Source organism: Cryobacterium sp. Hb1, from assembly GCF_004403585.1.
GTDB lineage: Bacteria > Actinomycetota > Actinomycetes > Actinomycetales > Microbacteriaceae > Cryobacterium > Cryobacterium lyxosi.
On sequence record NZ_SOHI01000027.1, the window covers coordinates 1 to 21,245 of the forward strand.

Below are 21,245 nucleotides of genomic sequence, written 5' to 3' on the forward strand. Positions count from 1 at the left end.
GAGAACCCTCAGGTTCCGGCACGGAGCCGGTTGCAGCGGGCGGGGCGGTGAGGGTCATGGCGTCAGTGCCTCCTTCACCCACAATTATAACCCGAATCGACCACTAAAGCGAGTAAATCTCAGCATAAAAGTGATGTCAGATCAGAAGTTTCTTCCCATTTTCAAGAAGGCAAAAACTCGTCGTTTTAGTGGCCCAACGCAACTACTTTCGCATTCTCGAGAACAGTGGCCGGAAGGGGATCGTTTGGTTTACCGTGCCGACAGAATGTCGTCGCCTTCGCTGCCCATCTGCCGGGTGCGACCAGCCATATTTCTTGAATTGGGCGGGAGCACCGTTTCTCGAGGATTGCTAGATTTAGGTATGCGAGAACTCCAGGCGCGAATCATCGCCGAACTCAACGTGTCACCCACTATCGACCCGGCCGCTGAAGTGCGCCGTCGGGTGAAATTTCTCAAGGAGTACCTGAAACGCACCGGCGCACAGGGCTTCGTGCTCGGCATTAGCGGCGGCCAGGACTCCACCCTCGCCGGCCGCCTTTGCGCCCTGGCGGCAGACGAACTGACCGAGGAAGGGCATCCGGCCACCTTTGTGGCAGTGCGCTTGCCATACGCAGTGCAGCGGGACGAAGTGGATGCTCAACTTGCTTTGAAATTTATCCGCCCGCCCTCGCAGGCTACTTTCAACATTGAACTCGCCGTCGATGGATTTGAAAGTGAATTCCTGGCGAGCCTCGAGGTGGCTATGACGGACTTCACCAAGGGCAATATCAAGGCTCGCTCACGCATGATCGCCCAATATGCCGTGGCCGGCCAGCTCGGCCTGCTCGTGGTCGGAACCGACCATGCTGCCGAAGCTGTGACCGGATTCTTCACCAAGTACGGCGACGGCGGCACCGACATTCTGCCCTTGACCGGGCTGACCAAACGCCAGGGTCGCGCCCTGTTGATGGAGCTGGGTGCGCCCGAACAGCTTTATCTGAAGGACCCCACCGCTGACCTGCTCGACCACACTCCCGGCCAGACCGATGAGGCCAACCTCGGTCTTCAGTACGAGCACATCGACGACTTCCTCGAGGGCCGGTCGGTCGAAGATGAAGTGGCCGAGGCCATCGAGGCACGCTACCTCAGCACCGAGCACAAGCGGCGCGTACCTGCGTCATTGTTCGACACGTGGTGGCACTCGTCGCCGACGCGGTAAACAAAACACGAGCCGGTCAGCGCTGAGAAAGCGCCGACCGGCTCGTCGTTTGTCTGAGAAGAGCGACTATAGGGTGGGGGCCGCCGAGGAGCGCGTGAGCGGGTCGGTGCCGCGCACCTCGAGCTTGTTCACGTCATCCAAAAGGCGCTGGGTCTCGGTCGAAGCGTCCGAAGCGTCCGAAGCCGTCGAAGCGGACGAAGCAGTTCGGTTGACGACCGCAGGTGTGAGCGGCGCGGCCCGCATCGGAGCGGGCGCCGAATCGGTTGGGTTGTACTGGTCGTGGTGCTGCTGGGCCACCCACGCTTCCTGCTCTGCCAGCAGGCTCTTCTCGGTGGAGGAGTTCTGCAACTTCCATCGGTCGAGATCGCCCTGAAAAATCTTGCGTGCGCGGGCGGGCTTGTTTTGCCATTCGATCAGTCGGTCACGAAACTCCACCAACGCCGGCTCCAGCTGGTATCCGAACGTGGCGGAGGTGCGCTTGAGTTCGTAGAGTTCGTGGGCAGCCCAGTTCGCGGCGATTCCCGATCCGCGAATTGGCAGCAGCCGTACCTGAATATCGGCCTGGGCGACCGCTCGGTCGCTCATGACCTGTTCCTGCGGTGTGAGCGAATTCCACACGGATGCCTCGGTGGCGGCATCGACGAGGGTCGCGATAGCAGCCACCTTGATCTCGCGATCGCGCTGGGTAATGAGCCGTTTGATGGCTCCGCGCGAGATCAACGCGGCCAGCACGCTGGCAATGACGATCGCGCCGATGAACACGACCGCAGTGAAAATCATCGGTTGGGTGTTGACGTCGGTAAACCAGGCTACGAAGTTATTCCACCATTCCATGTGCAGGATTTTATCCGTGCCGAACCCTGTTCTCTGGGATCAGACGCGGCGTGCCCTCAGGCAAGTGCACCCCTTCCCCTCACGAGGGTGTACTTCTTAGTGCGTTACTAGCGAAAGCAGTCCACCGCATCGTCGATGCGACAGAACTCGCCGAGGTCTCGGGTGCGGGTCGCGAAGACGATTCTTCGGGCGCTATATCGGTCGCCGTCGACGTCGACGTGGTGTTCGATATACCCGATGACAGCGCCGGCCGGATCGACAATGCGCCACAGCCCATCGCGCACGAGGATGAAGTTGCGGCCACGCACCGTGGGAAGTGCCGTTGTGGGAAGTGCCGTTGCGGGGCGTGCTGTGATGGAAATTGCTGAGCGAAGAATCGGTGCGATGAGAGTGGTCATTTGTGCGCCTCCGTAATAATGCCGCAGTATCCCAGCCGCCCTGGGTGTTTTTCGAGCGTACGGGCGACCACCGACATCCGCTTTAGGCGAACAGGCGGCGTGAATGCCGGTTCGACCGGTGGCTGCAGCAAGCGAAGAGTTATACTGATACGATGCAAACTTTTGTGGTCGCAGGTGGATGTTTTTGGTGTCTCGACGCTGTGTATAGGGTCCTACGCGGAGTAAGTGACGTCGTGTCGGGATACACCGGCGGTACGACAACCCATCCGAGCTATGAAGCGGTCTGCACCGGTCATACCGGCCACGCCGAAGCCGTCGCGGTGACCTTCGATCCCGAAGTCATTCCGGCCAGCGTGATTCTTGATGTATTTTTCACCCTGCACGACCCCACCCAGCTCAATCGGCAGGGTAACGATGTGGGTACCCAGTACCGGTCGGCAATGTTCTACACCGACGACGCGCAGAAGCAGCTGTTTGAAACGGCCCGCGATCGTGCGACTGAATGGTGGGGTGCCGGCATCACGACCACGATCGAGCCGCTTGGCGAGTACCACGAGGCCGAGGATTACCACCAGGATTTCTTCACCAAGAATCCCGGACAGGGCTACTGCATGGCGGTCGCCGTGCCCAAGGTCAACAAGATTCGCAAGTCGTACTCGGAGTACCTGATCAGCTAGTTCCTCCTCCACAGTCGTTTCGCTGCCCCGTTCTCCACTGATCGCGCACAGCGTGCGCGGCGGCGTCGTTTCGCGCGGCACACTCACAGTGTGCGATCCGGGAACGGCAAAGAATGGCACGAGTTGCCGTTTCCGGGTCGCGTGCGCCGGGTGTTCGCTCGGCGGCTGACGTGCGCGTCTTCACGCGCTGACCGTGCCGGGAGAAACTATGAGCGACCACATCACCGTATCCGGAATCATCGGCACCGTCCCTCGCCGCAGTGTGGGCAACAACGGCGCCCCGATCACGTCCTTTCGACTGGCCTCCCGCCAGAGTCATCTGGACCGCACGAAAGATGAGTGGGTTGAGGACGAGAGCAGCTGGTACTCCGTCACGACATTTCGCCAGTTGGCCACAAATGCGGCGGCGTCGCTCAGTAAGGGCCAGCACGTCATCGTGAGTGGCCGCTTGGTTATTCGCAAATGGTCCAATGCCGAAAAATCCGGAATTGACGTCGATATCCTGGCCGACGCTCTCGGCCACGACCTCACTTGGTACACCACGACGCCGGTGCGCAGCGATAGTTCTTCCAAAACCCCTGCCCAGCAGACCCGGCCAGAACCGGTGGAGCCTGCAGAGTCCGCCGAATCAGCCACCGCGTACGAGGCGGAAAGTAGGCAGATCGACCGTTCCGACGACGGCTTTATTCCGATCGACACCGTTGCTGATCAGGATGCGTATGCCCGTTTAGACTCGTAGCATCGTTCACGTGCGTGGACTGGGGGAGGCGAATCGTGGGCGTGGCGAAAGCAGCATGGCAGAGTGTGGGCGCGAAAACAGCGCGGCGACGTGTACGCCGCCTGCGGTTCGTGCTGGGTATGGTCAGCGCTGGGCTGCTCCTCGGGGCCGGCCTGACTGCGTGCACCGGCGTCCCAGCAGACCCCCCCGCTAACGACACGGCGCCGTCCAACTCCGGTGCGCCCGAGCCGTCGGCCACACCGGCGCCTGATGCAAGGCTCTTGCCCGACGGAACCGCGGCCGAGAACCTGGTGTACTTCAACTTTCTCGCCGCAGCCGTCACCAAAGCCAGCCCCGCAGCTGACGGACGCGCCTACATCGATGCGCTCGTGGCCGGCGGGTTCGACCGCGCCGCAATAGAAGTGACCTTTGATCGAACCCAGGCGGACCTGGCCGCCGACTCCATCCAGTTCTCCGTGCGCTTCGCCGGGGAATGCCTGATCGGCCAGATCGGTCCGGCCAGCAACGGCTTCCACAGCGTGGTCGCGCCAATTTTGTCGACCGGTTTGTGTCTTGTTGGGTCCACCCGGCAAATAGACTGGTAAATACTATGGCCGAATTTATTTACTCAATGGTCCGCGCTCGCAAGGCGATCGGCGAAAAGCTGATTCTTGACGACGTCACCATGTCCTTTTTTCCCGGCGCCAAGATCGGTGTGGTCGGCCCGAACGGTGCCGGAAAGTCCACCATTCTCAAGATCATGGCGGGCCTGGACACCCCCAGTAACGGCGAAGCGAGACTCTCCCCGGGCTACACCGTCGGTATCCTGATGCAGGAGCCGCAGCTTGACGAGAGCAAGACCGTGCTGGAGAACGTGCAAGAAGGCGTCGGACCGATTAAAGCCAAGGTCGACCGCTTCAACGAGATCAGCCTCGCCCTCGGCGAGCCTGACGCAGATTTCGATACGCTGCTCGCCGAAATGGGCGTGCTGCAGGAAGCCATCGATGCAGCGGATGCCTGGGACCTCGACTCGCAGCTGGAACAGGCCATGGACGCCCTCCGCACCCCGCCGGGAGACTCCGAAGTCTCCAACCTGTCCGGTGGTGAGAAGCGCCGGGTGGCCTTGACCAAACTGCTGCTGCAGAAGCCTGATCTACTGCTTCTCGACGAGCCCACCAACCACCTCGATGCCGAGAGCGTGCTTTGGCTCGAGCAGCACCTCGCCAAGTACCCGGGCGCTGTGCTCGCCGTCACTCACGACCGGTACTTCCTCGACCACGTGGCTGAGTGGATCGCCGAGATCGACCGCGGACACCTGTACCCGTACGAGGGCAACTACTCCACCTACCTCGAGAAGAAGCAGGAGCGCCTGCTCGTGCAGGGCAAGAAAGACGCGAAGCTGTCGCGTCGTCTCGCCGACGAACTGGAGTGGGTACGTTCCAACGCCAAGGGCCGCCAGGTGAAGTCGAAGGCGCGACTGGCTCGCTACGAGGAGATGGTCACCGCCGCCGAAAGCACCCGCAAGCTCGACTTCGAAGAAATCGTGATTCCGGTCGGCCCGCGACTCGGCGCCCAGGTGATCGACGCGACCAAGCTTGAGAAGGGCTTCGACGGGCGCGTACTCATCGACAACCTCAGCTTCACCCTGCCGCGCAACGGCATCGTGGGCATCATCGGCCCGAACGGTGTGGGAAAGACCACGCTGTTCAAGACCATCGTCGGCCAGGAGCCCCTCGACGGCGGCGATCTGAAGATCGGCGAAACGGTCGACATTTCCTACGTCGACCAGGATCGCGGAGGCATCGACCCGAACAAAACCCTGTGGGAGGTCGTCTCGGACGGCCAGGACTATATCCAGGTCGGCAAGACCGAGATTCCGTCGCGCGCCTACGTTTCGACCTTCGGGTTCAAGGGTCCAGACCAGCAGAAGAAGGCCGGTGTGCTTTCCGGCGGTGAACGGAACCGCCTGAATCTGGCGCTCACCCTGAAGCAGGGCGGCAACCTGCTGCTCCTCGACGAGCCCACTAACGACCTGGACGTTGAAACTCTCGGCTCGCTCGAAAACGCGCTGCTCGAGTTTCCCGGTTGCGCCGTGGTGATCACTCACGACCGGTGGTTCCTCGACCGGGTGGCCACGCACATCCTTTCCTATGAAGGAACGGATGACAACCCGGCCAACTGGTACTGGTTCGAGGGAAACTTCGAGTCGTACGAGCAGAACAAGATCGAGCGGCTCGGCCCGGATGCAGCCAAGCCGCACCGCTCTGCGTATCGCAAGCTCACCCGCGACTAAACAGAACAGGGAAATCTGGTGAAGCTGCACGTACCGATTCGCCTGCGTTGGTCCGACCTCGATGCTTACGGCCACGTGAACAATTCTGAGATGCTGCGCCTGCTCGAGGAGGCGCGCATCCTCGCGTTCTGGGTGACCGAAGACGACGGAGCGATCGGAGCGAGTACGGCCGTGCTCGACGGTCGCCCCGGGGCGTCGACCCTGACGCTGATCGCGCGCCAGGAGATCGAATACCTCGCGCCGGTGCCCTACCTGCGCCAGCCCCTCGACGTGAGACTCTGGCTCGGCAAACTCGGCGGTGCCAGCCTCGATGTCTGTTACGAGGTATTCAGCCCGGAGGGCGTCACACCCGAGGTTCTGTACGCCCGGGCGAACACCACCATTGTGCTCGTTGACGCGACGAGCGAACGCCCGCGCCGCATCAACGACACGGAGCGTGCGGCTTGGACGCCGTACCTCGACGCACCGATCGAGTTCGCGCGGCGCTGATAATCGCCGCACGCTGCGGCTAGAGTTCCCGTAATACCGGTACTACTGAACCACACACACGTTCACCGCGTGTTAAGCAGGGGAGGTACTTATGGCCGATGAGCGCGCCGAACTCTTGCAGGCCCTGCACGATGAGCACGCACCGCTTTTGTGGCGCTATGTCGTACGGTTGACGCAGGATCCGGCCTTTGCCGATGACGTAGTGCAGGAGACGCTGCTTCGAGCGTGGCAGCGCCCTCGCCTGCTCGACCAGACCGAGGTGTCTGCTCGCGCGTGGCTGTTCACGGTGGCCCGAAACCTGGTGATCGATGACCGGCGCTCGGCCCGTGCCCGCCATGAGATTCCCACCGACCAACTGCCCGAGGTACCCACCGACGATCAAACCGATGCCTTGCTCGATGCCTGGCTGGTCGCGGACGCACTGCACGATCTCTCTCCCGACCACCGGGCGGTCATTGTCTGCGCATATTATCGAGGCCAATCCGTGGCCGAGACAGCGCGCGACCTCATCATTCCCGAAGGCACCGTGAAATCGCGGCTGCACTACGGACTGCGAGCCCTGCGACTCGCACTGCAAGAACGTGGAGTGACGGAGCGATGAACACTCCAGCAGATCTATATGCCGACTGGGACGGCGCGTATATGCTCGGCGCCCTGTCACCGGGCGACCGCCGGGACTACGAACGGCATCTCAACGACTGCGTCGCCTGCAGCCAGGCGGTCGCGCACCTCGTCGGCTTGCCCGGGCTGCTGGCCCAAGTCCCACTCGATCAGGCATTGCAGCTCGGCCCGTCCACCGAGACGTCCACCGAGACCAGAGCGGATGCCGCGCACTCCGCCACCCTGTTGCCCCGCCTGGTGCAGGCGGCGCGGGCCAGTGTCCGGCGCGCCCGTCTGCTCGCCGCCGGGGCCGTGGTCGCGGCCGCTGCGATCGCGGCATCCGCTGCCCTCGTCGTACCGGGGTGGCTCGAACAGTCGGGCGCGAGCGTTACCGAACCGGCCGTCGCCATGGCCGCGGTGGTTCCCAGCCCGCTCACCGCATCCTTTCGCCTGGCCGGCGAAGACTGGGGTACCCGGATCGACGCGAACTGCAGCTATGCCACGAGCGGTAACGATTTCGGTCCGCAGGCCTACGCCCTGTTCGTGACCGACCGGGACGGGCATGAGACCCTCGTCGCCAGCTGGATCGCTGGCCCCGGAAGCACGATCAACGCTATCGGCACCACGAGTGTGGCGGAGAACGATATTGCCAGTGTGGATATTCGGTGGATGCCCGACGAGCGGGTGCTGTTGGAATCCACACCGACCTGGTAGGTGCTCGAGTTACTCGAGGATGATGGGGACGCGCAGCATGCCCTCCTGCGCAACGGTGGCCAGGAGCACGCCGTCGCGGCTGAAGATACTGCCCGTGGCCAGGCCGCGGCCGCCCTGAGCGCTCGGTGAATCCTGCACATAGAGCAGCCATTCATCAACCCGTCCGAAACGGTGCCACCACATGGCATGGTCAAGGCTCGCGACCTTGAGGCCGGGGGAGGACCAGGCGATGCCGTGCCGACGCATGATCGGCTCCATGATTGAATAATCGCTGGCATAGGCCAGGGCGGCGCGGTGTAGATCGGGGTCGTCGGGCAAAGGAGAAAAAGTCTTCATCCACACGGCTTGGCGAGAGGTGTGCTCACCGTTCACCTTGAGGTAGATCGGTGAGGGGACATGCCGCATATCGAAGGGGCGCTCGCTCGCCCAGTAACGGGCCACCGAATGATCGATGTGTGCAAGCGCATCGGATGCCGTTGGCAGGCTCTCCGGGTCGGGGATATCCGTCGGCATCTCGATGTGGTGCTCCAGGCCCTCATCGGCGTCCTGGAACGAGGCGATCATCGACAGGATGGGCACGCCCTCCTGGTAGCACTGCGTGCGGCGGGTGGAGAACGAGCGACCATCGTGAATGCGCTCGACCGAGAAGGTGATCGGCGCTTTGACATCGCCGGGACGCAGAAAATAGCCGTGCATGGAGTGCACGTGGCGTTCGTCGGGAACGGTGCGCATCGCGGCGACCAGCGATTGGGCTAGGACCTGCCCGCCGAACACGCGGCCAAGCGGCATCCACTGGGACGGACCGGTGAAGATATCCTCGCTGGTGCGGGCACCGGTGTCGGTCAGATCGAGAACGGCCAGAAGGCCTTCCATCGGCTTGTGCATGCTGTCTCCTCGGGCAAGTTCGCGACCGCGGCACGCGGATGTTTCGTATCTTGGTAGTTTAGGAGGTGATGAGCCAGTCATTCACTCTTACCGATTCCCAGTCCCTCAGCGATTTGATCGTGTTTCTCTCACGATCCGGCCGCGTCCTCGATGGTTCCGTGCGTCTCATGGCGTCCGAGGGCGTTCTCGCGGTCTACACCGCCATTTTCTATCCGCGCGGTCTGCTCGACGCGAGCCCGACTGTGCTGGGGCTGCGCACCTTCGCCCTGACGGAGCCGGTCGACCTCGACAAGGTCGTGCCGGTGCGGTCCCTGCTAGAACGCCTCAAACGCCTCGAATCCACCGTGCGTGACCTCACCGTGCCGGTGATCGTGACCGTTCCGCTGGAGGTGAATACCGTGACCTGGACCGGCATCTCCCCGCCGAAGGGCGGCTGGGAACCACACGGCCAGACGCCGGCATCTCACCTCGAAGCGGCCGCTCGGGAGGGCATCGACGAGGTTGCCGCCGCCGTGCCGGAGGGCACCGGAGAGTTGATCGTCGAACGCGTGCGCTCTGAGGTCTGGGGCCGTCAGGTCGATGGGCTCGAATTCGTACCGACCGGGGCCGGTTTCGCAGCCTTCAGCCTGGGCTTTCTCGCCGACGACGAACCGGTGCACCTGTTCGAGTCGGGCCTGTGGACCCGCCTCAGCACGAGTCGCGGCCACGTTTTGGTGCGACGCAAGCCGTGGACTCTCAAGGCCTGACCGGTTAGAGGTTGCGCTGTCGGTCGCGAGGACTCGATGGTGGTTGACTGCCGCTGTCGGCCGTCACCGGACGGCCGCCACCATCGATTCTCCACCGGCCGGCGGCCTTGGTGGTACCTACGCCGTAACCCGCTTGCATCCGCAGTCACCACAGCAGCGACACGGGCTGGCGCGCTGGATGCCTCTAGGCTGTGGGGCATGCCCATACTGTTGCAGCTCGATTCGTCCGCCGACCTCGTGACCTCGCGCTCGCGCGCGATTACGGCGACTTTCGCGGATACCTGGCGCGGTCTGAGCAGTGAACACACCGTCGTTCACCGTGATCTGCACCGGGAACCGTTGCCCCACCTGACCGATGCCGCGCTGCACTTTCCAGCACGGCTCCGCCCGGAGGGCGCGAGCCCCAGCGCGGAGCAGGAAACGCTGCAGCAGCTCCTCATTGCGGAACTTGTCGCGGCCGACGTGCTGTTGATCGGTGTTCCGCTGTACAACTATTCGATGCCGTCGACCCTGAAGGCGTGGATCGATTACATTCACCTGCCGACGGTGACCGCTCCGTTCGACGACCCGACCAGTCAGCAGCCCCTCGCTGGTCGCCCGGCCGTACTCGTTTCCACTCGCGGCGCGGTCTACGACCCGGGAACCTCCACGGAGTTCGACGATCACGCGCTACCGGCACTGACCCTGATTTTGGCGAACGCCTTGGGAATGACCGTCGAGACGATCGTGGCCACCCGCACTCTCAGCGAACGGTTCGGTGCGCCCGCCGACGAGGTCGACACGCAACACGAAGAGCTGGCCGCGGCGCACGAGTCCGCTGCCCGGGCCGCCCGCCGTCTGGGCTGACGGCGCCGTTTAGGTCAGCTCACCTCAAGGTCAGCTCACCTCAAGGTCAGCTCACCGACGCCGTGTTGGAGTAGGCGTCGCGTTATTCAACCACGAGGTAGGCCGCCGCGGCGCGCAGTGCTCTGCTGCAGAGGATCGGTCACCAGAGGCCCGGGTGTGAGTTCCTGCCCGGCAGGGCGGTCAGGCGACGACGGCGGCCGAGCGACGGCCGCGACGGCCCGGCTTGCAGATCGCTGCCTACATGTCGAGTGTGCGAACTGGCAATCAAGCTGGCTCTCGCCGTCACCCTGCCCGGTGTCGATATTGCTGAAATCGTGCGCGTGCAGCGGATGTCCACGATGACGACCCTGCAGCAGCTCACGCGGGCCAAAAACAGTGGGGACGACCCCGAATCCACCGACGAACTCGCCTGGCTGCTCGTGATCGACTCGTTGATCTTTCAGGCGGAGGCCGAAATCCGCTGGCTGGACCACTCCAACTCCCGGCTGGCCCGGGCGAAAGCCCGGGGACTGGCTGCGAGCGAACCGCTCGTTGAGCCGCGCCGACGCGGACGGCCAGCTCGACCGGAAACGTCCAGTTCTGACCGGCCCGTCACTGACCCGGCAGTTGTGCGATGAGCACGCAATTGCTGCGCCTCGATGGTGTGTCGCGCCAATACGGACAGGGCGAAACCGCCCGTACTGCTCTGACCGGCATCGATTTGACTATTGTGGCCGGCGAGATGGTCGCGGTGATGGGCGCATCGGGCTCAGGCAAGTCGACCCTGCTCACCATCGCGGGCGGCCTGACCACGCGGACCTCGGGCGAGGTCGTCATCGATGGCCAATGGATCAGTTCCATGACTGCCAAACAACTAGCGGTTCTGCGCCGTCGCACCCTCGGCTTCGTGTTTCAGGATTTCAGGATTTCAATTTGATTCCCGCACTGACCGTCCTCGAAAATGTCACGCTGCCCCTGGAATTGGATAGTTGGCGCAGCCGCGACTCGCGACGCGCGGGCCTCGACGCTCTCGCGTCGGTCGGCCTAATGGACCGGGCAAGCAACTACCCTGACGACTTGTCGGGTGGTCAGCAACAGCGCGTCGCGATCGCCCGCGCCATTGTCGGCACACGCAAATTGATCCTCGCCGATGAGCCCACCGGTGCCTTGGACAGCCATACCGGTGAAGTCGTGCTGCGGATGCTGCGGCACCGTGTCGACGCCGGTGCCAGCGCGATTCTGGTCACCCACGATGCCCGGCACGCAGCCTGGGCTGACCGCATCGTGTATCTCGAAGACGGTCGCATCATCGGTCAAACGTCGACCGGATCACCTGAAGAACTCCTTGAAGCTGGTCGGGAATGACCGGTCGCAGCCGTCGTCGCAGCCGCATCGCCCCGTTCCGCGCCGCGCTGAGGTTTGCCCGGCGTGACGCCTGGGCCGCCAAGGGACGCAGCGCCCTGATCATCGCCATGGTCGCCATCCCGGTGGCCGGGCTCAGCGGCGTTGCCCTGGTTGGGCTGAGTATGGTGCCCACCGTTGATGAAACGGTCGCCGTCGAACTGGGGCAGGCCGACGCCCGCATCAACATGATCAGCAGCCCCGATCCGTCGATGATTCAGAGCCCAACGCGGCCCGACTGGCATCAGGTCGAGCTAGATTCCGCTGGTGTTCCCGTCAACACGCGAGTGGATGCCCAACTGGTCGATCCGGTCACCCTTGTTCCAGCCGATTCGACTCTCATCGCCCTGCGTTCGGCCGACGTGACCATCGCGACCGCCACCGGCATCACCGGGATGCCCGCGGTCGAGGGCGAGACCTGGAATGCCGGTTTCCAGCCCAAATATGTTCTGCGCGACGGGCGCGCTCCCGAGGCCAATGACGAAATACTGGTCACCAAAGCTGCGCTCGATCGACTGGGCGTGCGGGTCGGTAGCGAGGTCACTGTGCTTGACCCTGAGCGGTCGGTCACCGTGGTCGGCGTGCTGGACGCCGCGGAATACCCCGACTCGAAACTGGCCATCTTCGGACGCCTCGGCGCGTTCACGAGCGACACCGAGCAACGAGTTGGTCAGGACGATTTCTACCTGTTCGGCCATGGCCTGGACTGGCCGGCCGTGGAGCAGCTGAACCAGTCGGGGGCCGTCGTTCTTTCGAAGTCGGTGCTGCTGAATCCGCCGCCCGCAGGCAGCTACCAGCTGCAGGCATCCGCTGAATTGCAGGGCGTGGCGACGACGGTCGTGACGCTGACGGCAGCGGGCGTCGCCTTCGCCGTTCTGGAGGTCGCCCTACTGGCCGGCGCAGCGTTCACCGTCGGTGCAAGGCAACAGCAGCGCACGCTGGCGACCGTCGCGAGCGTCGGTGGGTATCGGCGCACCCTCTTTCAGATCGTGACCGCGAGCGGTCTGGTGCTGGGATTCGCCGGTGGTCTGGTCGGCGTCGCGCTCGGCGTCACCGCAGGATCTATGTTCATGGCTCTCAGCCGGGACGGCAGCGCCGTGCAGTACTGGGGCTACCACCTGTCGATACCCATTCTTGTCGGCATCGTCCTGTTCGCCATGCTGATCGGCTGGATCGCCGCCCTTGTCCCGGCATGGACGGCGTCGCGCCTCGACGTGCTGGCGGCGCTGCGCGGTGCACGGCGCCCCCAGGCCGTGCGTCGCGCTGGCCGTCGCTGGATCGGAATCTCGATCATCGTGGCCGGGGTCGCCATGACGGCGGGCGGCGCGCTTGCGGGGACCGCGAGTTTCTCGGCGCCGGGCATGATCGATAACAGCTCGCTCTACCAGCTGTCCATCATGCTCGTGCTCGCCGGACCGGTGCTAGCGCAGGTCGGAGCTCTGCTCGTTGCACCGGTCGTGCTTTCTGCTCTGGCTGCCCTCGTTTCCCGGCTCGGCACTGGCGCGCGGCTGGCCGCGCGCGATGTCGTTCGCAACCGGTCCCGCTCGCTTCCCGTGCTCGCGGCGATCATGACCACGGTGTTTCTCGGCACCATTCTGCTGGCGTTCTTCGGCGGATCCGACCAAGCCAGCCGGGCATCCTACGAACGGTGGAACGCCGAAGGCCAGATTATGGTGGACCTGAACGGTTGGACGGACGAGAGCACTCAGGTCATGTACCCGATTGCACCCGAAGTCTCGACGATGCTCCGTGATCAGTTCGGCGCGAAGAAAGTAAGCGTCCTGTCGGGGGTGCATCCGGCGTCACCCGGAACGACGGACAGCTCGCCCCAACCCCTGGTCGCACTGCGTCCCGAGGTTCGGTGCGATCTCGTGAGCGGTCCGAACCCGGCCGGTGCCTGCGACGCGCCGTTCTGGTTGTTCTCGAAGGGAACTGCGCCCCAGATCTGGACAGGAACAGTCGACGACCTCGCCCTGATTCTCGACGAGGAAGTCTCCGCAGACGCCCAGCGTGCGCTGCGAGCTGGGGGAGCGGTCGCCCTCTACCCCCAGTACGTGCAGGATGACGGGACCATCCAGATCGAGTGGATGCCGGCATCCACTCTGGTTGGCGACGGTCAGAACCAAAAGGTGGCGCCCCTGTCGACCACGACGATCGATGCTGTGGTGCAGCAGCCGGCGCATCCGATTCATTTCGGTGTCTTCATGCTGGAATCGACGGCCATATCGCACGGCCTGGAGCCAGTCACCTTTCGAGTGCTCGCCTCCTTGGCCGCACCGTTAGATGACGCCGACTACGACAAAATGTGGGGATCCCTCCGCTCTCTCACGGGCGGCACAGACCTCCTGGCCCGATACGAGGCAGGGCCGGGCAGCACGATTGACACCTCCGGCTGGGCCCTGGTCGCGGTCGCGGCACTCGTCGCCTTCGGCGCGGCCGCGGTCGCGTTGGGGCTCGCGCGGGCTGACGGGCGCCGCGACGACGTGACGCTGAGTGCGGTCGGCGCGCATCCGGCGCTGCGCCGCAACGTTGCCTTCTGGCAGGCCGTGCTGTTGACCGGCACCGGCGCGGTGCTGGGCGGAATCCTCGGCCTGCTCGGGCCTACTATGCTCGCATTGGTCGGTCTGTTGCCTTTCGCACCGCCGTGGCCCCAGGTAGCCCTGCTCGTTCTGGGGCTACCCGTGATCATCGCGGTCGGCAGCTGGATCCTCACCCGCCCGGCCGAATTCGAAGAGCGTCTGCAGCGCACGCTGAACTGATCCTGGTCAGGATGCTGCTGGCCGACACCGCTCACGTTGATGCGTTGCATGGCGACGATTGCGGCCTGGCAGGCCTACCCACCTGCGTCGCCCAGCGCGCTTACTTGGCGGCGAGCAGGCGCGCAACGCGGGGCTTGACCTCGGTGGCGAGCAGGGTGATGGACTCGAGCAGGTGTTCCTGGGGGAGCCCACCGTGGTCGCCCTGCAGAAAATGACGCATGTGGCCGAGGTGCCTGTGCAGCGCGACAATGCGTTCCGCGACGTCGTCGGGGTCGCCCACGAAGTAGGCGCTGGGTGCATCGACCTGAGCCAGATAGGAACTGCGCTGCGGCACCGGCCAGCCCCGCAACCGACCCATCTCCACGTTCAAGTTCACCCACCCCGGATACATCCGCTCGACGGCTTCCTTCTTGGTCGGGGCCACCAGGCCGAAGGTCGCCACCGAGACCTTGATGTTGTCGCCGGTGTGGCCGGCCTGCGCAGCTGACTGCCGGTAGAGGTTGGCGAGGGGCGCGAACCGGTGCGGCTCTCCGCCGATGATGGCATAGGCGAGGGGGAGACCGAGGCGCCCAGCACGAGCCGACGACGGCGCGCTGCCGCCGGTCGCGATCCAGATGGGGAGTGAGCCCTGCACCGGGCGCGGCACGACGTCGAGCTGGGGGATCGACGGACGTGCGGTGCCCGACCAGGTCACGTTTTCGGTGGCGCTGGTGTTGAGCGTGAGCAGCAGGTCGAGCTTCTGGGCGTAGAGCTCGTCATAGTCGTTCAAGCCGTAGCCGAACAGCGGAAAAGTCTCGACCGAGGAGCCGCGGCCGGCGGTGATCTCGATTCGGCCACCGCCCGAGATCGCATCAGCGATGGCGAACTGCTGGAAGACCCGCACCGGATCATCCGTTCCGATGATGCTCGCCGCGCTGCCCAGTTTGATCTGACTCGTCGCGGCGGCGGCCGCTGCGATGATCGCACCGGGCGAGGAGGCTGGCATCGACACGGTGTGGTGCTCACCGACACCGAAGTAGTCGAGCCCGGCCTTATCGGCCAGCACGATGGCGTCGAACAGGTTCCTGATCGCTTCCGCGGTGGAGCGTGAGCTGCCGTCGGGGTTGAGCTGAGTGTCGCCGAAGCTGTAGGCGCCGATCTCCATGGTGTTCTCCATTGTGTACGGGATAGTGAGGCGGCGTCCGGGAACAGGCGCGCCTTCTGGTGCAGAAATCCTCCGACGACCTTACGCGTCGTGCGCGAGTCGCCGTAGCTAGTTTCGCGCCTCTGTTGCCAATTCGCGCAGCCCTGTGGAAAGGATGCGCGCGTCGCCCGGAGCGTGTGCGGGCTCTCGTTCTCGTGTCCGTGACGATGACACGCAGTAGCGATGTTAACTGGCTCTTTCGCGAGACCGGACGGGTACACCCAAAGTATATACAAAATGTATTGAAAGAGTAGTATTATGCGGGCATGGGTTCACTTTTACAAATTCGGAACGTGCCCGATGAAGCACGCCGGGCGCTGAAGGCCAGGGCCGCAGCTCAAGGCGAGTCCCTCAACACGTATCTGCTCGATCTCGTTTCCCGAGAGGTCGCTCGTCCGACGGTCAGTGAGGTACTCGAACGCGCAGCCCGTCGAACGGAACACGCGCAGGCGTCCGCGCTTGAGGCGCTCGCGGTCGCACGAACGGAGCGCACTGGCGAGGTGCAGGACCGGTCCGGCGCGTGATCGTTGTCGACGCCGCCGCTGTGATTGATGCGTTGACCGCGGTCGCTGGTACCGATGGTCTACGTTCCCGCCTGGCAGCTGAAGAGCTGCATGCGCCGAGCCTGCTCGATTATGAAATCGTCTCCGCCTTACGCGGCCTCACGCTGGGCGGGCACCTGAGCGCGGCTCGGGCGCAGGACTTGTTAGTCGACTTCGAAGATTTGCCGATCCGACGGTGGCCCGCGGCTGAACCGCTGCGCCGGCGCGCGTTCCAGTTGCGCGACACTGTTTCGGCCTACGACGCTGCCTACATTGCTTTGGCCGAAGCGCTGCGTTGCCCGCTGCTCACCCGCGACGCACGATTGGCCCGAAGTAGCGGGCACAGTGTGCGGATTGAAGTGCACTAGCGGGCATCAGCTGCCGAGCTGTTCTCTGACCCGGGCTGAGTCAGCCATTTGGAGCGTACCCGCACCGTGGCATCCTCATAGCGGAGGTGCTCGTAGAATCCCAGAACGAAGTCGTTGCCCGAGCGCACGGTGAGCTGAACCTTTACGACACCGTTGGTGCGCAGCCTGTCTTTTGCGGCAGCCATCATCTGCTCACGCGGATGTCTGTCGGTACCGCCGCGCCCTAGTCTTCGAAGCTGTTCACCATCGCGAAGGCGGCACGTTCCATATAATCCCAGAGAATTCCCCGCTGCAACGGCGGCAGATTGGCGGCGTCCACGGCGACTTTCATATGGCCCAGCCAGCGGTCGCGGGCATCCGGGTTGACCTTGAATGGAATGTGACGCTGACGCAGACGCGGGTGGCCGCGCTGCTCACTGTAGGTGCCTGGACCGCCCCAGAACTGCTCGAGGAACATAACCAGGCGGTGTTCGGCCGGTCCGAGATCTTCTTCGGGATACATGGGCTTCAGCACCGGGTCGGTGGCCACCCCGACGTAGAAGTCGTGCACGAGCTTTTCAAAGAACGGGGTTCCGCCGACCTCGTCGAAGAATGTGGGCACTGCGGCGGGACCGTTCTCACCTTCGCGCAGGTACACGTTGGCAAGGGCTGCAGGCTGATCGGTGGGGTGTCGTTCAGTGGTCACGTGGTGCGGCTTTCTTCTCTTGGGTTAGTTCACTGTCAGTCAATGCCATCCCCACGAACTTCAGGGTCGGGCGTCTTCATCGGAGCCGGAACATTTTTGGGCTTGCGCGGCCCGCGTGGCTTGCGTACTGCGACCGGGCCGGTGCGCACGCCATCGACGACGTCGGGTACGGCCGCAGCGGCCTGTTCGGCCGCGTCGAGCGCGCCTTCGGCCGGTTCACTGGTCGATCCCTCAAGGGTACCGTCGCCGGTGGTCATGACCACGCTGTTGAGCGGCGTGAGTGGCACTCCCATACCGTCGAGTGCCTTCTTCATGTGCAGGCGCAGGTCACGGGCGAAGTCCCACTTGGCCGAGACCCGGGTCTTGACCACGAGCCGGGTCACGAGGGCTTCAGCGCTGATCGACTCGAGGCCCCAGATCTCGGGCTTTTCGAGAATGAACGCGCGCCACTTGCGACTTGAAGCGAGGGCAGTGGCCACGCGCAGCAGCTCGTCTTGCACGGCCTCCACGTCGGAACTGTAGGGGATGGCGAGGTCGATGATGACGCGCGCCCAGCCCTGCGACATGTTGCCGACCCGCAGAATCTCGCCGTTGCGCACGAACCAGAGCGTGCCATCGATGTCGCGTACCTGAGTGATGCGAATTCCGACCGTTTCGACGACACCGGAGGCGAATCCCACGTCGACGATGTCGCCCACGCCGATCTGGTCTTCCACGACCATGAACAGGCCGTTGAGAATATCCTTGACGATGTTTTGTGCGCCGAAACCAAGGCCGGCGCCGAGCGCGGCGGTGAGCAGAGCGAAGGAACCGAGAATGTCCTTGTTCAGGGTCGTGACGATGAGCAACAGGGCGGTGATCAGGATGAACACGTTCACGATGTTCGCGAGCACGGCCCCGAGGGTGCGTGAGCGCTGTACAACGCGCACCGCCGCGAGCGGTGACACATTGAGTGCCTGGGTGTCGTCGACCTTCTGATTCTTCTTGACGCCGGAGACGATCTGCTGCACCACGCGCCGAATGACGAATTGCAGAACCCAGCGCAGGGCGAAAGCGATGAGGATGATCATCGCGACGGCGAAGGCCTTTTCCAGAAAGTCGGTCCACTGAATTTTAGCAAAGTAGGTACCGAGATCGGCCCAGAAAGTTTCCCAGTTCATATCCAAACCAGTCTACCGAGAGGCCGTTTGTGGAACCCGGGAAGTGACCCCGGTCACGGTATCGACGCCCGCGACACGCAGCCGCAGCAGACCGGTCTCGGCACCGCAGGCAGTGGCATCCTCTCGGTAATCGTGGAGTTTGCTGTGAACCTCACAGGATGCGTGAAGCCCGCGGCCAGTGGTCGGCTGGCTGCGGGCTTCATGGTGCTACCTGCCGACGGCTACTCGGCGTCGCGCGCCTGTACCTTCAGCGATCGCTCGACTCCGGCCAGGTTCTCGACCACGAGGCGGCGAAGTGCTGCCGGCCCCGGGTTCGCATCGAGCCAGGCCCGGGTCGCGTCGGCGAGGGCCTGGTTGTTCAGCGGTGCCGGGTAGAGACCGATGACGAGCTTCTCGCCGATCGAGAAGCTACGCGCCTCCCACACGCGCTGCAGCATCTCGAAGTAGGTCGCGACAAACGGCTCGAGCAGGGCCGCGTCGTTGACCCGCAGGAACCCGGCGGCCGTCGTGCGCACAATGGTCGTCGGTGCCGTGTCAACGTCGATGAGTGACGACCAAGCGGCGAGCTTGCCCTCGGTCGTGGGAAGAGCGGCCCGGGCCAGGGCGGCCGACTGGGCGCCGGTGGCCGTGTTGTCGGCCGTGAGCGCCGCGTCGATCTCGGTGGCGTCGGCGCGTCCACCGGCCACAAGGGCGGTGAGCAACTCCCAGGCCAGGTCGGTATCGACCGTGAGGCCCTCCAGCACGGTGCTACCCGACCGCAGGGCCACCACGTTATCGAGCTCGGCGGGGTTGGTCGCAACGGCGGCGAAGAACTTCACGAACTGGAACTGGGCGTCGCTGCCGGCCACAGCATTCTGGGCCAGCATCCACAGTGCCGCGGCGACCTCGGTCGTGACGGCAGCGCGGTGTGGCTGGCCGACGTAGTAGTTCGCTGTGAGTACGACCTGGCCGAGTACGGTGCGCAGCGTGGTCGACTCGGTTTCGGTGGCCACGTTGTTCAGCACCAGGCGCACGAAGTCGCGCGCTGTGGTCTCAGCGTCGCGGGTGGCGTCCCAGACCGAACCCCAGACCAGAGCGCGGGCGAGCGGGCTCTCAATGGCAGAGAGATGTTCCAGAGCCACCGCCTCTGAGGCGGGGTCCAGGCGAACCTTGGCGTAGCTGAGGTCGTCGTCGTTGAGCAGGATCAGGTCGGAACGCTGGCGACCGACGAGGGCGGGGACGTCCGTTCGCGAGCCGTCGACGTCGAGTTCGACCCGGTGCGTGCGCACGAGCTTGTGGGCGTCGTTGAAGGTGTAGAAGCCGATGGCCAGGCGGTGCGGGCGAATGGTGGGGTAATCGGCCGCGGCGCTCTGCAGCACCGCGAAGCCGGTGATGACTCCCGCCTCGTCGACGGTGATCTCGGGGCGCAGGGTGTTGACGCCGGCGGTCTCGAGCCACAGCTTCGCCCAGTCGCGAAGGTCCCGGCCGCTCGCCGCTTCGAGTTCGACGAGCAGGTCGCGCAGCTCGGTGTTGCCCCACTGGTGCTTCTGAAAGTAGGAGCCGACTCCGGTGAAGAACGCCTCGATACCCACCCAGGCGGCGAGCTGCTTGAGCACGGAGCCGCCCTTGGCGTAGGTGATGCCGTCGAAGTTGACGAGCACATCGTCGAGGTCGCGGATGGTGGCGACGACCGGGTGGGTCGAGGGAAGTTGATCTTGCTTGTAGGCCCAGCTCTTCTCCATCACGGCGAAGGTGGTCCAGGCTTCGTGCCACTCGGTGGCTTCGGCGGTGGCGATGGTCGAGGCCCACTCGGCGAAGCTCTCGTTGAGCCAGAGGTCGTTCCACCAGGTCATCGTGACGAGATCGCCGAACCACATGTGGGCGAGCTCGTGCAGAATCGTCACAACCCGGCGTTCCTTGACGGCGTCGGTCACCTTGGAGCGAAAGATATAGGTCTCGGTGAAGGTGACGGCGCCCGCGTTCTCCATGGCGCCGGCATTGAACTCCGGAACGAACAGCTGGTCGTACTTGTCGAAGGGGTATGCGTAGCCGAACTTCTCCTCGTAGTAGGCGAAGCCCTGGCGGGTCTTCTCGAGGATGTAGTCGGCGTCGAGGTATTCCGAGAGGCTTTTGCGACTGAACACGCCGAGTGGGATGGTGCGTCCGTCGCTCGAGACGAGTTCGCCGCGCACGACGGCGTACGGGCCGGCGATGAGCGCGGTGATGTAGCTTGAGATGGTGTGGGTGGGCGCAAACGCCCAGGTGCTGGCGCCGTTGCCGGCATCGATGGGTTCGGGCGTGGTGGAGTTGGAGACGACCTGCCACTCGCTCGGCGCCGTGACGGTGAAGGAGAATTTTGCCTTCAAGTCAGGCTGCTCGAACACCGCGAACACGCGGCGGGAGTCGGGTACCTCGAACTGGCTGTACAGGTAAACCTCGTTGTCGACCGGGTCGACGAAGCGGTGGAGGCCCTCACCGGTGTTGGTATAGAGCGCGTCGGCGACGACGACGAGCTCGTTCTCGGTCTGCAGGCCGTCGAGCTGAATGCGGATGCCGTCGCTCACGACGGCCGGGTCGAGCACGGCACCGTTGAGGGTCACCGAATGCACCTGTGCTGTGATTGCGTCGATGAAGGTCGAGCCGCCGGGGGTGGCGTTGAAGCGCACCGTGGTGGTGCTGCCGAATGTGGTAGGGCCGGTAGTGAGGTCGAGTACGACGTTGTAGCTCGCTACCGTGACGAGCGCGGCGCGCTCGGACGCTTCAAGGCGGGTGAGGTTCTCTCCAGGCAACT

At 64.1% G+C, this 21,245-nt stretch carries 24 protein-coding genes; 16 read left to right on the plus strand and 8 right to left on the minus strand.

Features of this window, described 5'->3' with window-relative positions; translation table 11 throughout:
• The first annotated feature begins 361 nt into the window (after positions 1-361).
• On the plus strand, positions 362-1,198 hold the full coding sequence (gene nadE / locus E3T38_RS09395) for an ammonia-dependent NAD(+) synthetase (RefSeq protein ID WP_134548007.1): 837 nt from the start codon (positions 362-364) through the stop codon (positions 1,196-1,198).
• Positions 1,199-1,264: 66 nt separating this feature from the next.
• On the opposite strand, the gene E3T38_RS09400 is transcribed toward nadE, so the two are convergent.
• Together E3T38_RS09400 and E3T38_RS09405 are read right to left on the minus strand one after the other, a co-directional pair.
• Positions 1,265-2,032 (minus strand): hypothetical protein, encoded by a 768-nt coding sequence (locus tag E3T38_RS09400; protein ID WP_134548008.1) that lies wholly within the window; start codon positions 2,030-2,032, stop codon positions 1,265-1,267.
• A gap of 107 nt (positions 2,033-2,139) precedes the next feature.
• The gene (locus E3T38_RS09405; RefSeq protein ID WP_134548009.1) at positions 2,140-2,430 is read right to left on the minus strand and encodes a DNA mismatch repair protein; all 291 of its coding nucleotides are present in this window, start codon (positions 2,428-2,430) and stop codon (positions 2,140-2,142) included.
• 152 nt (positions 2,431-2,582) lie between these two features.
• On the opposite strand from E3T38_RS09405, the gene msrA reads away from it, so the two are divergent.
• The 7 genes from msrA (at position 2,583) to E3T38_RS09440 (ending at position 7,921) form a co-directional block, all read left to right on the plus strand.
• A complete protein-coding gene (msrA, locus tag E3T38_RS09410) occupies positions 2,583-3,107 on the plus strand; it encodes a peptide-methionine (S)-S-oxide reductase MsrA (RefSeq protein ID WP_134548010.1) in 525 nt (174 codons plus the stop codon).
• A 208-nt stretch (positions 3,108-3,315) separates the two neighbouring features.
• A complete protein-coding gene (locus E3T38_RS09415; protein WP_134548011.1) occupies positions 3,316-3,846 on the plus strand; it encodes a single-stranded DNA-binding protein in 531 nt (176 codons plus the stop codon).
• A 260-nt stretch (positions 3,847-4,106) separates the two neighbouring features.
• Positions 4,107-4,430, plus strand: coding sequence for a hypothetical protein (locus E3T38_RS16740; protein WP_166805488.1), 324 nt, complete (start codon positions 4,107-4,109; stop codon positions 4,428-4,430).
• A 5-nt stretch (positions 4,431-4,435) separates the two neighbouring features.
• Positions 4,436-6,118 (plus strand): energy-dependent translational throttle protein EttA, encoded by a 1,683-nt coding sequence (gene ettA, locus E3T38_RS09425; protein WP_134458937.1) that lies wholly within the window; start codon positions 4,436-4,438, stop codon positions 6,116-6,118.
• An 18-nt stretch (positions 6,119-6,136) separates the two neighbouring features.
• A complete protein-coding gene (locus E3T38_RS09430; protein WP_134548013.1) occupies positions 6,137-6,607 on the plus strand; it encodes a thioesterase family protein in 471 nt (156 codons plus the stop codon).
• Between the two features lie 91 nt (positions 6,608-6,698).
• Positions 6,699-7,208, plus strand: coding sequence for a sigma-70 family RNA polymerase sigma factor (locus E3T38_RS09435; protein WP_104128928.1), 510 nt, complete (start codon positions 6,699-6,701; stop codon positions 7,206-7,208).
• The gene (locus tag E3T38_RS09440) at positions 7,205-7,921 is read left to right on the plus strand and encodes a zf-HC2 domain-containing protein (protein WP_134548014.1); all 717 of its coding nucleotides are present in this window, start codon (positions 7,205-7,207) and stop codon (positions 7,919-7,921) included. Before E3T38_RS09435 ends, E3T38_RS09440 begins: the two co-directional genes overlap by 4 nt.
• A 9-nt stretch (positions 7,922-7,930) precedes the next feature.
• Here the strand turns inward: E3T38_RS09440 and E3T38_RS09445 are convergent, their stop codons facing one another.
• Positions 7,931-8,806 carry an acyl-CoA thioesterase II gene (locus E3T38_RS09445; RefSeq protein ID WP_241984403.1) on the minus strand — a complete coding sequence of 292 codons (876 nt, stop codon included), beginning with the start codon at positions 8,804-8,806 and terminating at the stop codon, positions 7,931-7,933.
• A gap of 68 nt (positions 8,807-8,874) precedes the next feature.
• Between E3T38_RS09445 and E3T38_RS09450 the strand changes: the two genes are divergently transcribed.
• From E3T38_RS09450 to E3T38_RS09470, 6 genes are all read left to right on the plus strand, one after another.
• The gene (locus E3T38_RS09450) at positions 8,875-9,552 is read left to right on the plus strand and encodes a hypothetical protein (RefSeq protein ID WP_134548015.1); all 678 of its coding nucleotides are present in this window, start codon (positions 8,875-8,877) and stop codon (positions 9,550-9,552) included.
• Between the two features lie 198 nt (positions 9,553-9,750).
• On the plus strand, positions 9,751-10,398 hold the full coding sequence (locus E3T38_RS09455; protein WP_134548016.1) for an FMN-dependent NADH-azoreductase: 648 nt from the start codon (positions 9,751-9,753) through the stop codon (positions 10,396-10,398).
• A 248-nt stretch (positions 10,399-10,646) separates the two neighbouring features.
• A complete protein-coding gene (locus E3T38_RS09460) occupies positions 10,647-11,015 on the plus strand; it encodes a hypothetical protein (protein ID WP_241984404.1) in 369 nt (122 codons plus the stop codon).
• Complete coding sequence (locus tag E3T38_RS17505; RefSeq protein WP_370449016.1) at positions 11,012-11,314, plus strand: ATP-binding cassette domain-containing protein; 303 nt, start codon at positions 11,012-11,014, stop codon at positions 11,312-11,314. The genes E3T38_RS09460 and E3T38_RS17505 overlap by 4 nt, the downstream gene beginning before the upstream one ends.
• Positions 11,311-11,742: an ABC transporter ATP-binding protein gene (locus tag E3T38_RS17510; protein ID WP_370449017.1), complete on the plus strand. Its 432-nt coding sequence runs from the start codon at positions 11,311-11,313 to the stop codon at positions 11,740-11,742. Before E3T38_RS17505 ends, E3T38_RS17510 begins: the two co-directional genes overlap by 4 nt.
• A complete protein-coding gene (locus E3T38_RS09470; protein WP_134548018.1) occupies positions 11,739-14,537 on the plus strand; it encodes an ABC transporter permease in 2,799 nt (932 codons plus the stop codon). The genes E3T38_RS17510 and E3T38_RS09470 overlap by 4 nt, the downstream gene beginning before the upstream one ends.
• A 100-nt stretch (positions 14,538-14,637) precedes the next feature.
• Here E3T38_RS09470 and E3T38_RS09475 read toward each other — a convergent pair whose 3' ends face one another.
• On the minus strand, positions 14,638-15,693 hold the full coding sequence (locus E3T38_RS09475; RefSeq protein WP_241984405.1) for an LLM class flavin-dependent oxidoreductase: 1,056 nt from the start codon (positions 15,691-15,693) through the stop codon (positions 14,638-14,640).
• 320 nt (positions 15,694-16,013) lie between these two features.
• Here E3T38_RS09475 and E3T38_RS09480 point away from each other — a divergent pair, with 320 nt between their 5' ends.
• Together E3T38_RS09480 and E3T38_RS09485 are read left to right on the plus strand one after the other, a co-directional pair.
• Positions 16,014-16,244: a hypothetical protein gene (locus tag E3T38_RS09480; RefSeq protein WP_198417341.1), complete on the plus strand. Its 231-nt coding sequence runs from the start codon at positions 16,014-16,016 to the stop codon at positions 16,242-16,244.
• A complete protein-coding gene (locus E3T38_RS09485) occupies positions 16,241-16,630 on the plus strand; it encodes a type II toxin-antitoxin system VapC family toxin (RefSeq protein ID WP_134548020.1) in 390 nt (129 codons plus the stop codon). Before E3T38_RS09480 ends, E3T38_RS09485 begins: the two co-directional genes overlap by 4 nt.
• Here the strand turns inward: E3T38_RS09485 and E3T38_RS09490 are convergent.
• The 4 genes from E3T38_RS09490 to pepN all read right to left on the minus strand — a co-directional run bounded on the left by E3T38_RS09490 (position 16,627) and on the right by pepN (position 21,243).
• Positions 16,627-16,818 carry a hypothetical protein gene (locus tag E3T38_RS09490; protein ID WP_134548021.1) on the minus strand — a complete coding sequence of 64 codons (192 nt, stop codon included), beginning with the start codon at positions 16,816-16,818 and terminating at the stop codon, positions 16,627-16,629. The genes E3T38_RS09485 and E3T38_RS09490 overlap by 4 nt on opposite strands.
• Positions 16,819-16,853: 35 nt before the next feature.
• Complete coding sequence (locus E3T38_RS09495) at positions 16,854-17,261, minus strand: globin (RefSeq protein ID WP_304466254.1); 408 nt, start codon at positions 17,259-17,261, stop codon at positions 16,854-16,856.
• A gap of 89 nt (positions 17,262-17,350) precedes the next feature.
• On the minus strand, positions 17,351-18,475 hold the full coding sequence (locus tag E3T38_RS09500) for a mechanosensitive ion channel family protein (protein WP_134548022.1): 1,125 nt from the start codon (positions 18,473-18,475) through the stop codon (positions 17,351-17,353).
• A gap of 221 nt (positions 18,476-18,696) precedes the next feature.
• On the minus strand, positions 18,697-21,243 hold the full coding sequence (gene pepN / locus E3T38_RS09505; RefSeq protein ID WP_134548023.1) for an aminopeptidase N: 2,547 nt from the start codon (positions 21,241-21,243) through the stop codon (positions 18,697-18,699).
• Positions 21,244-21,245 lie beyond the last annotated feature (2 nt).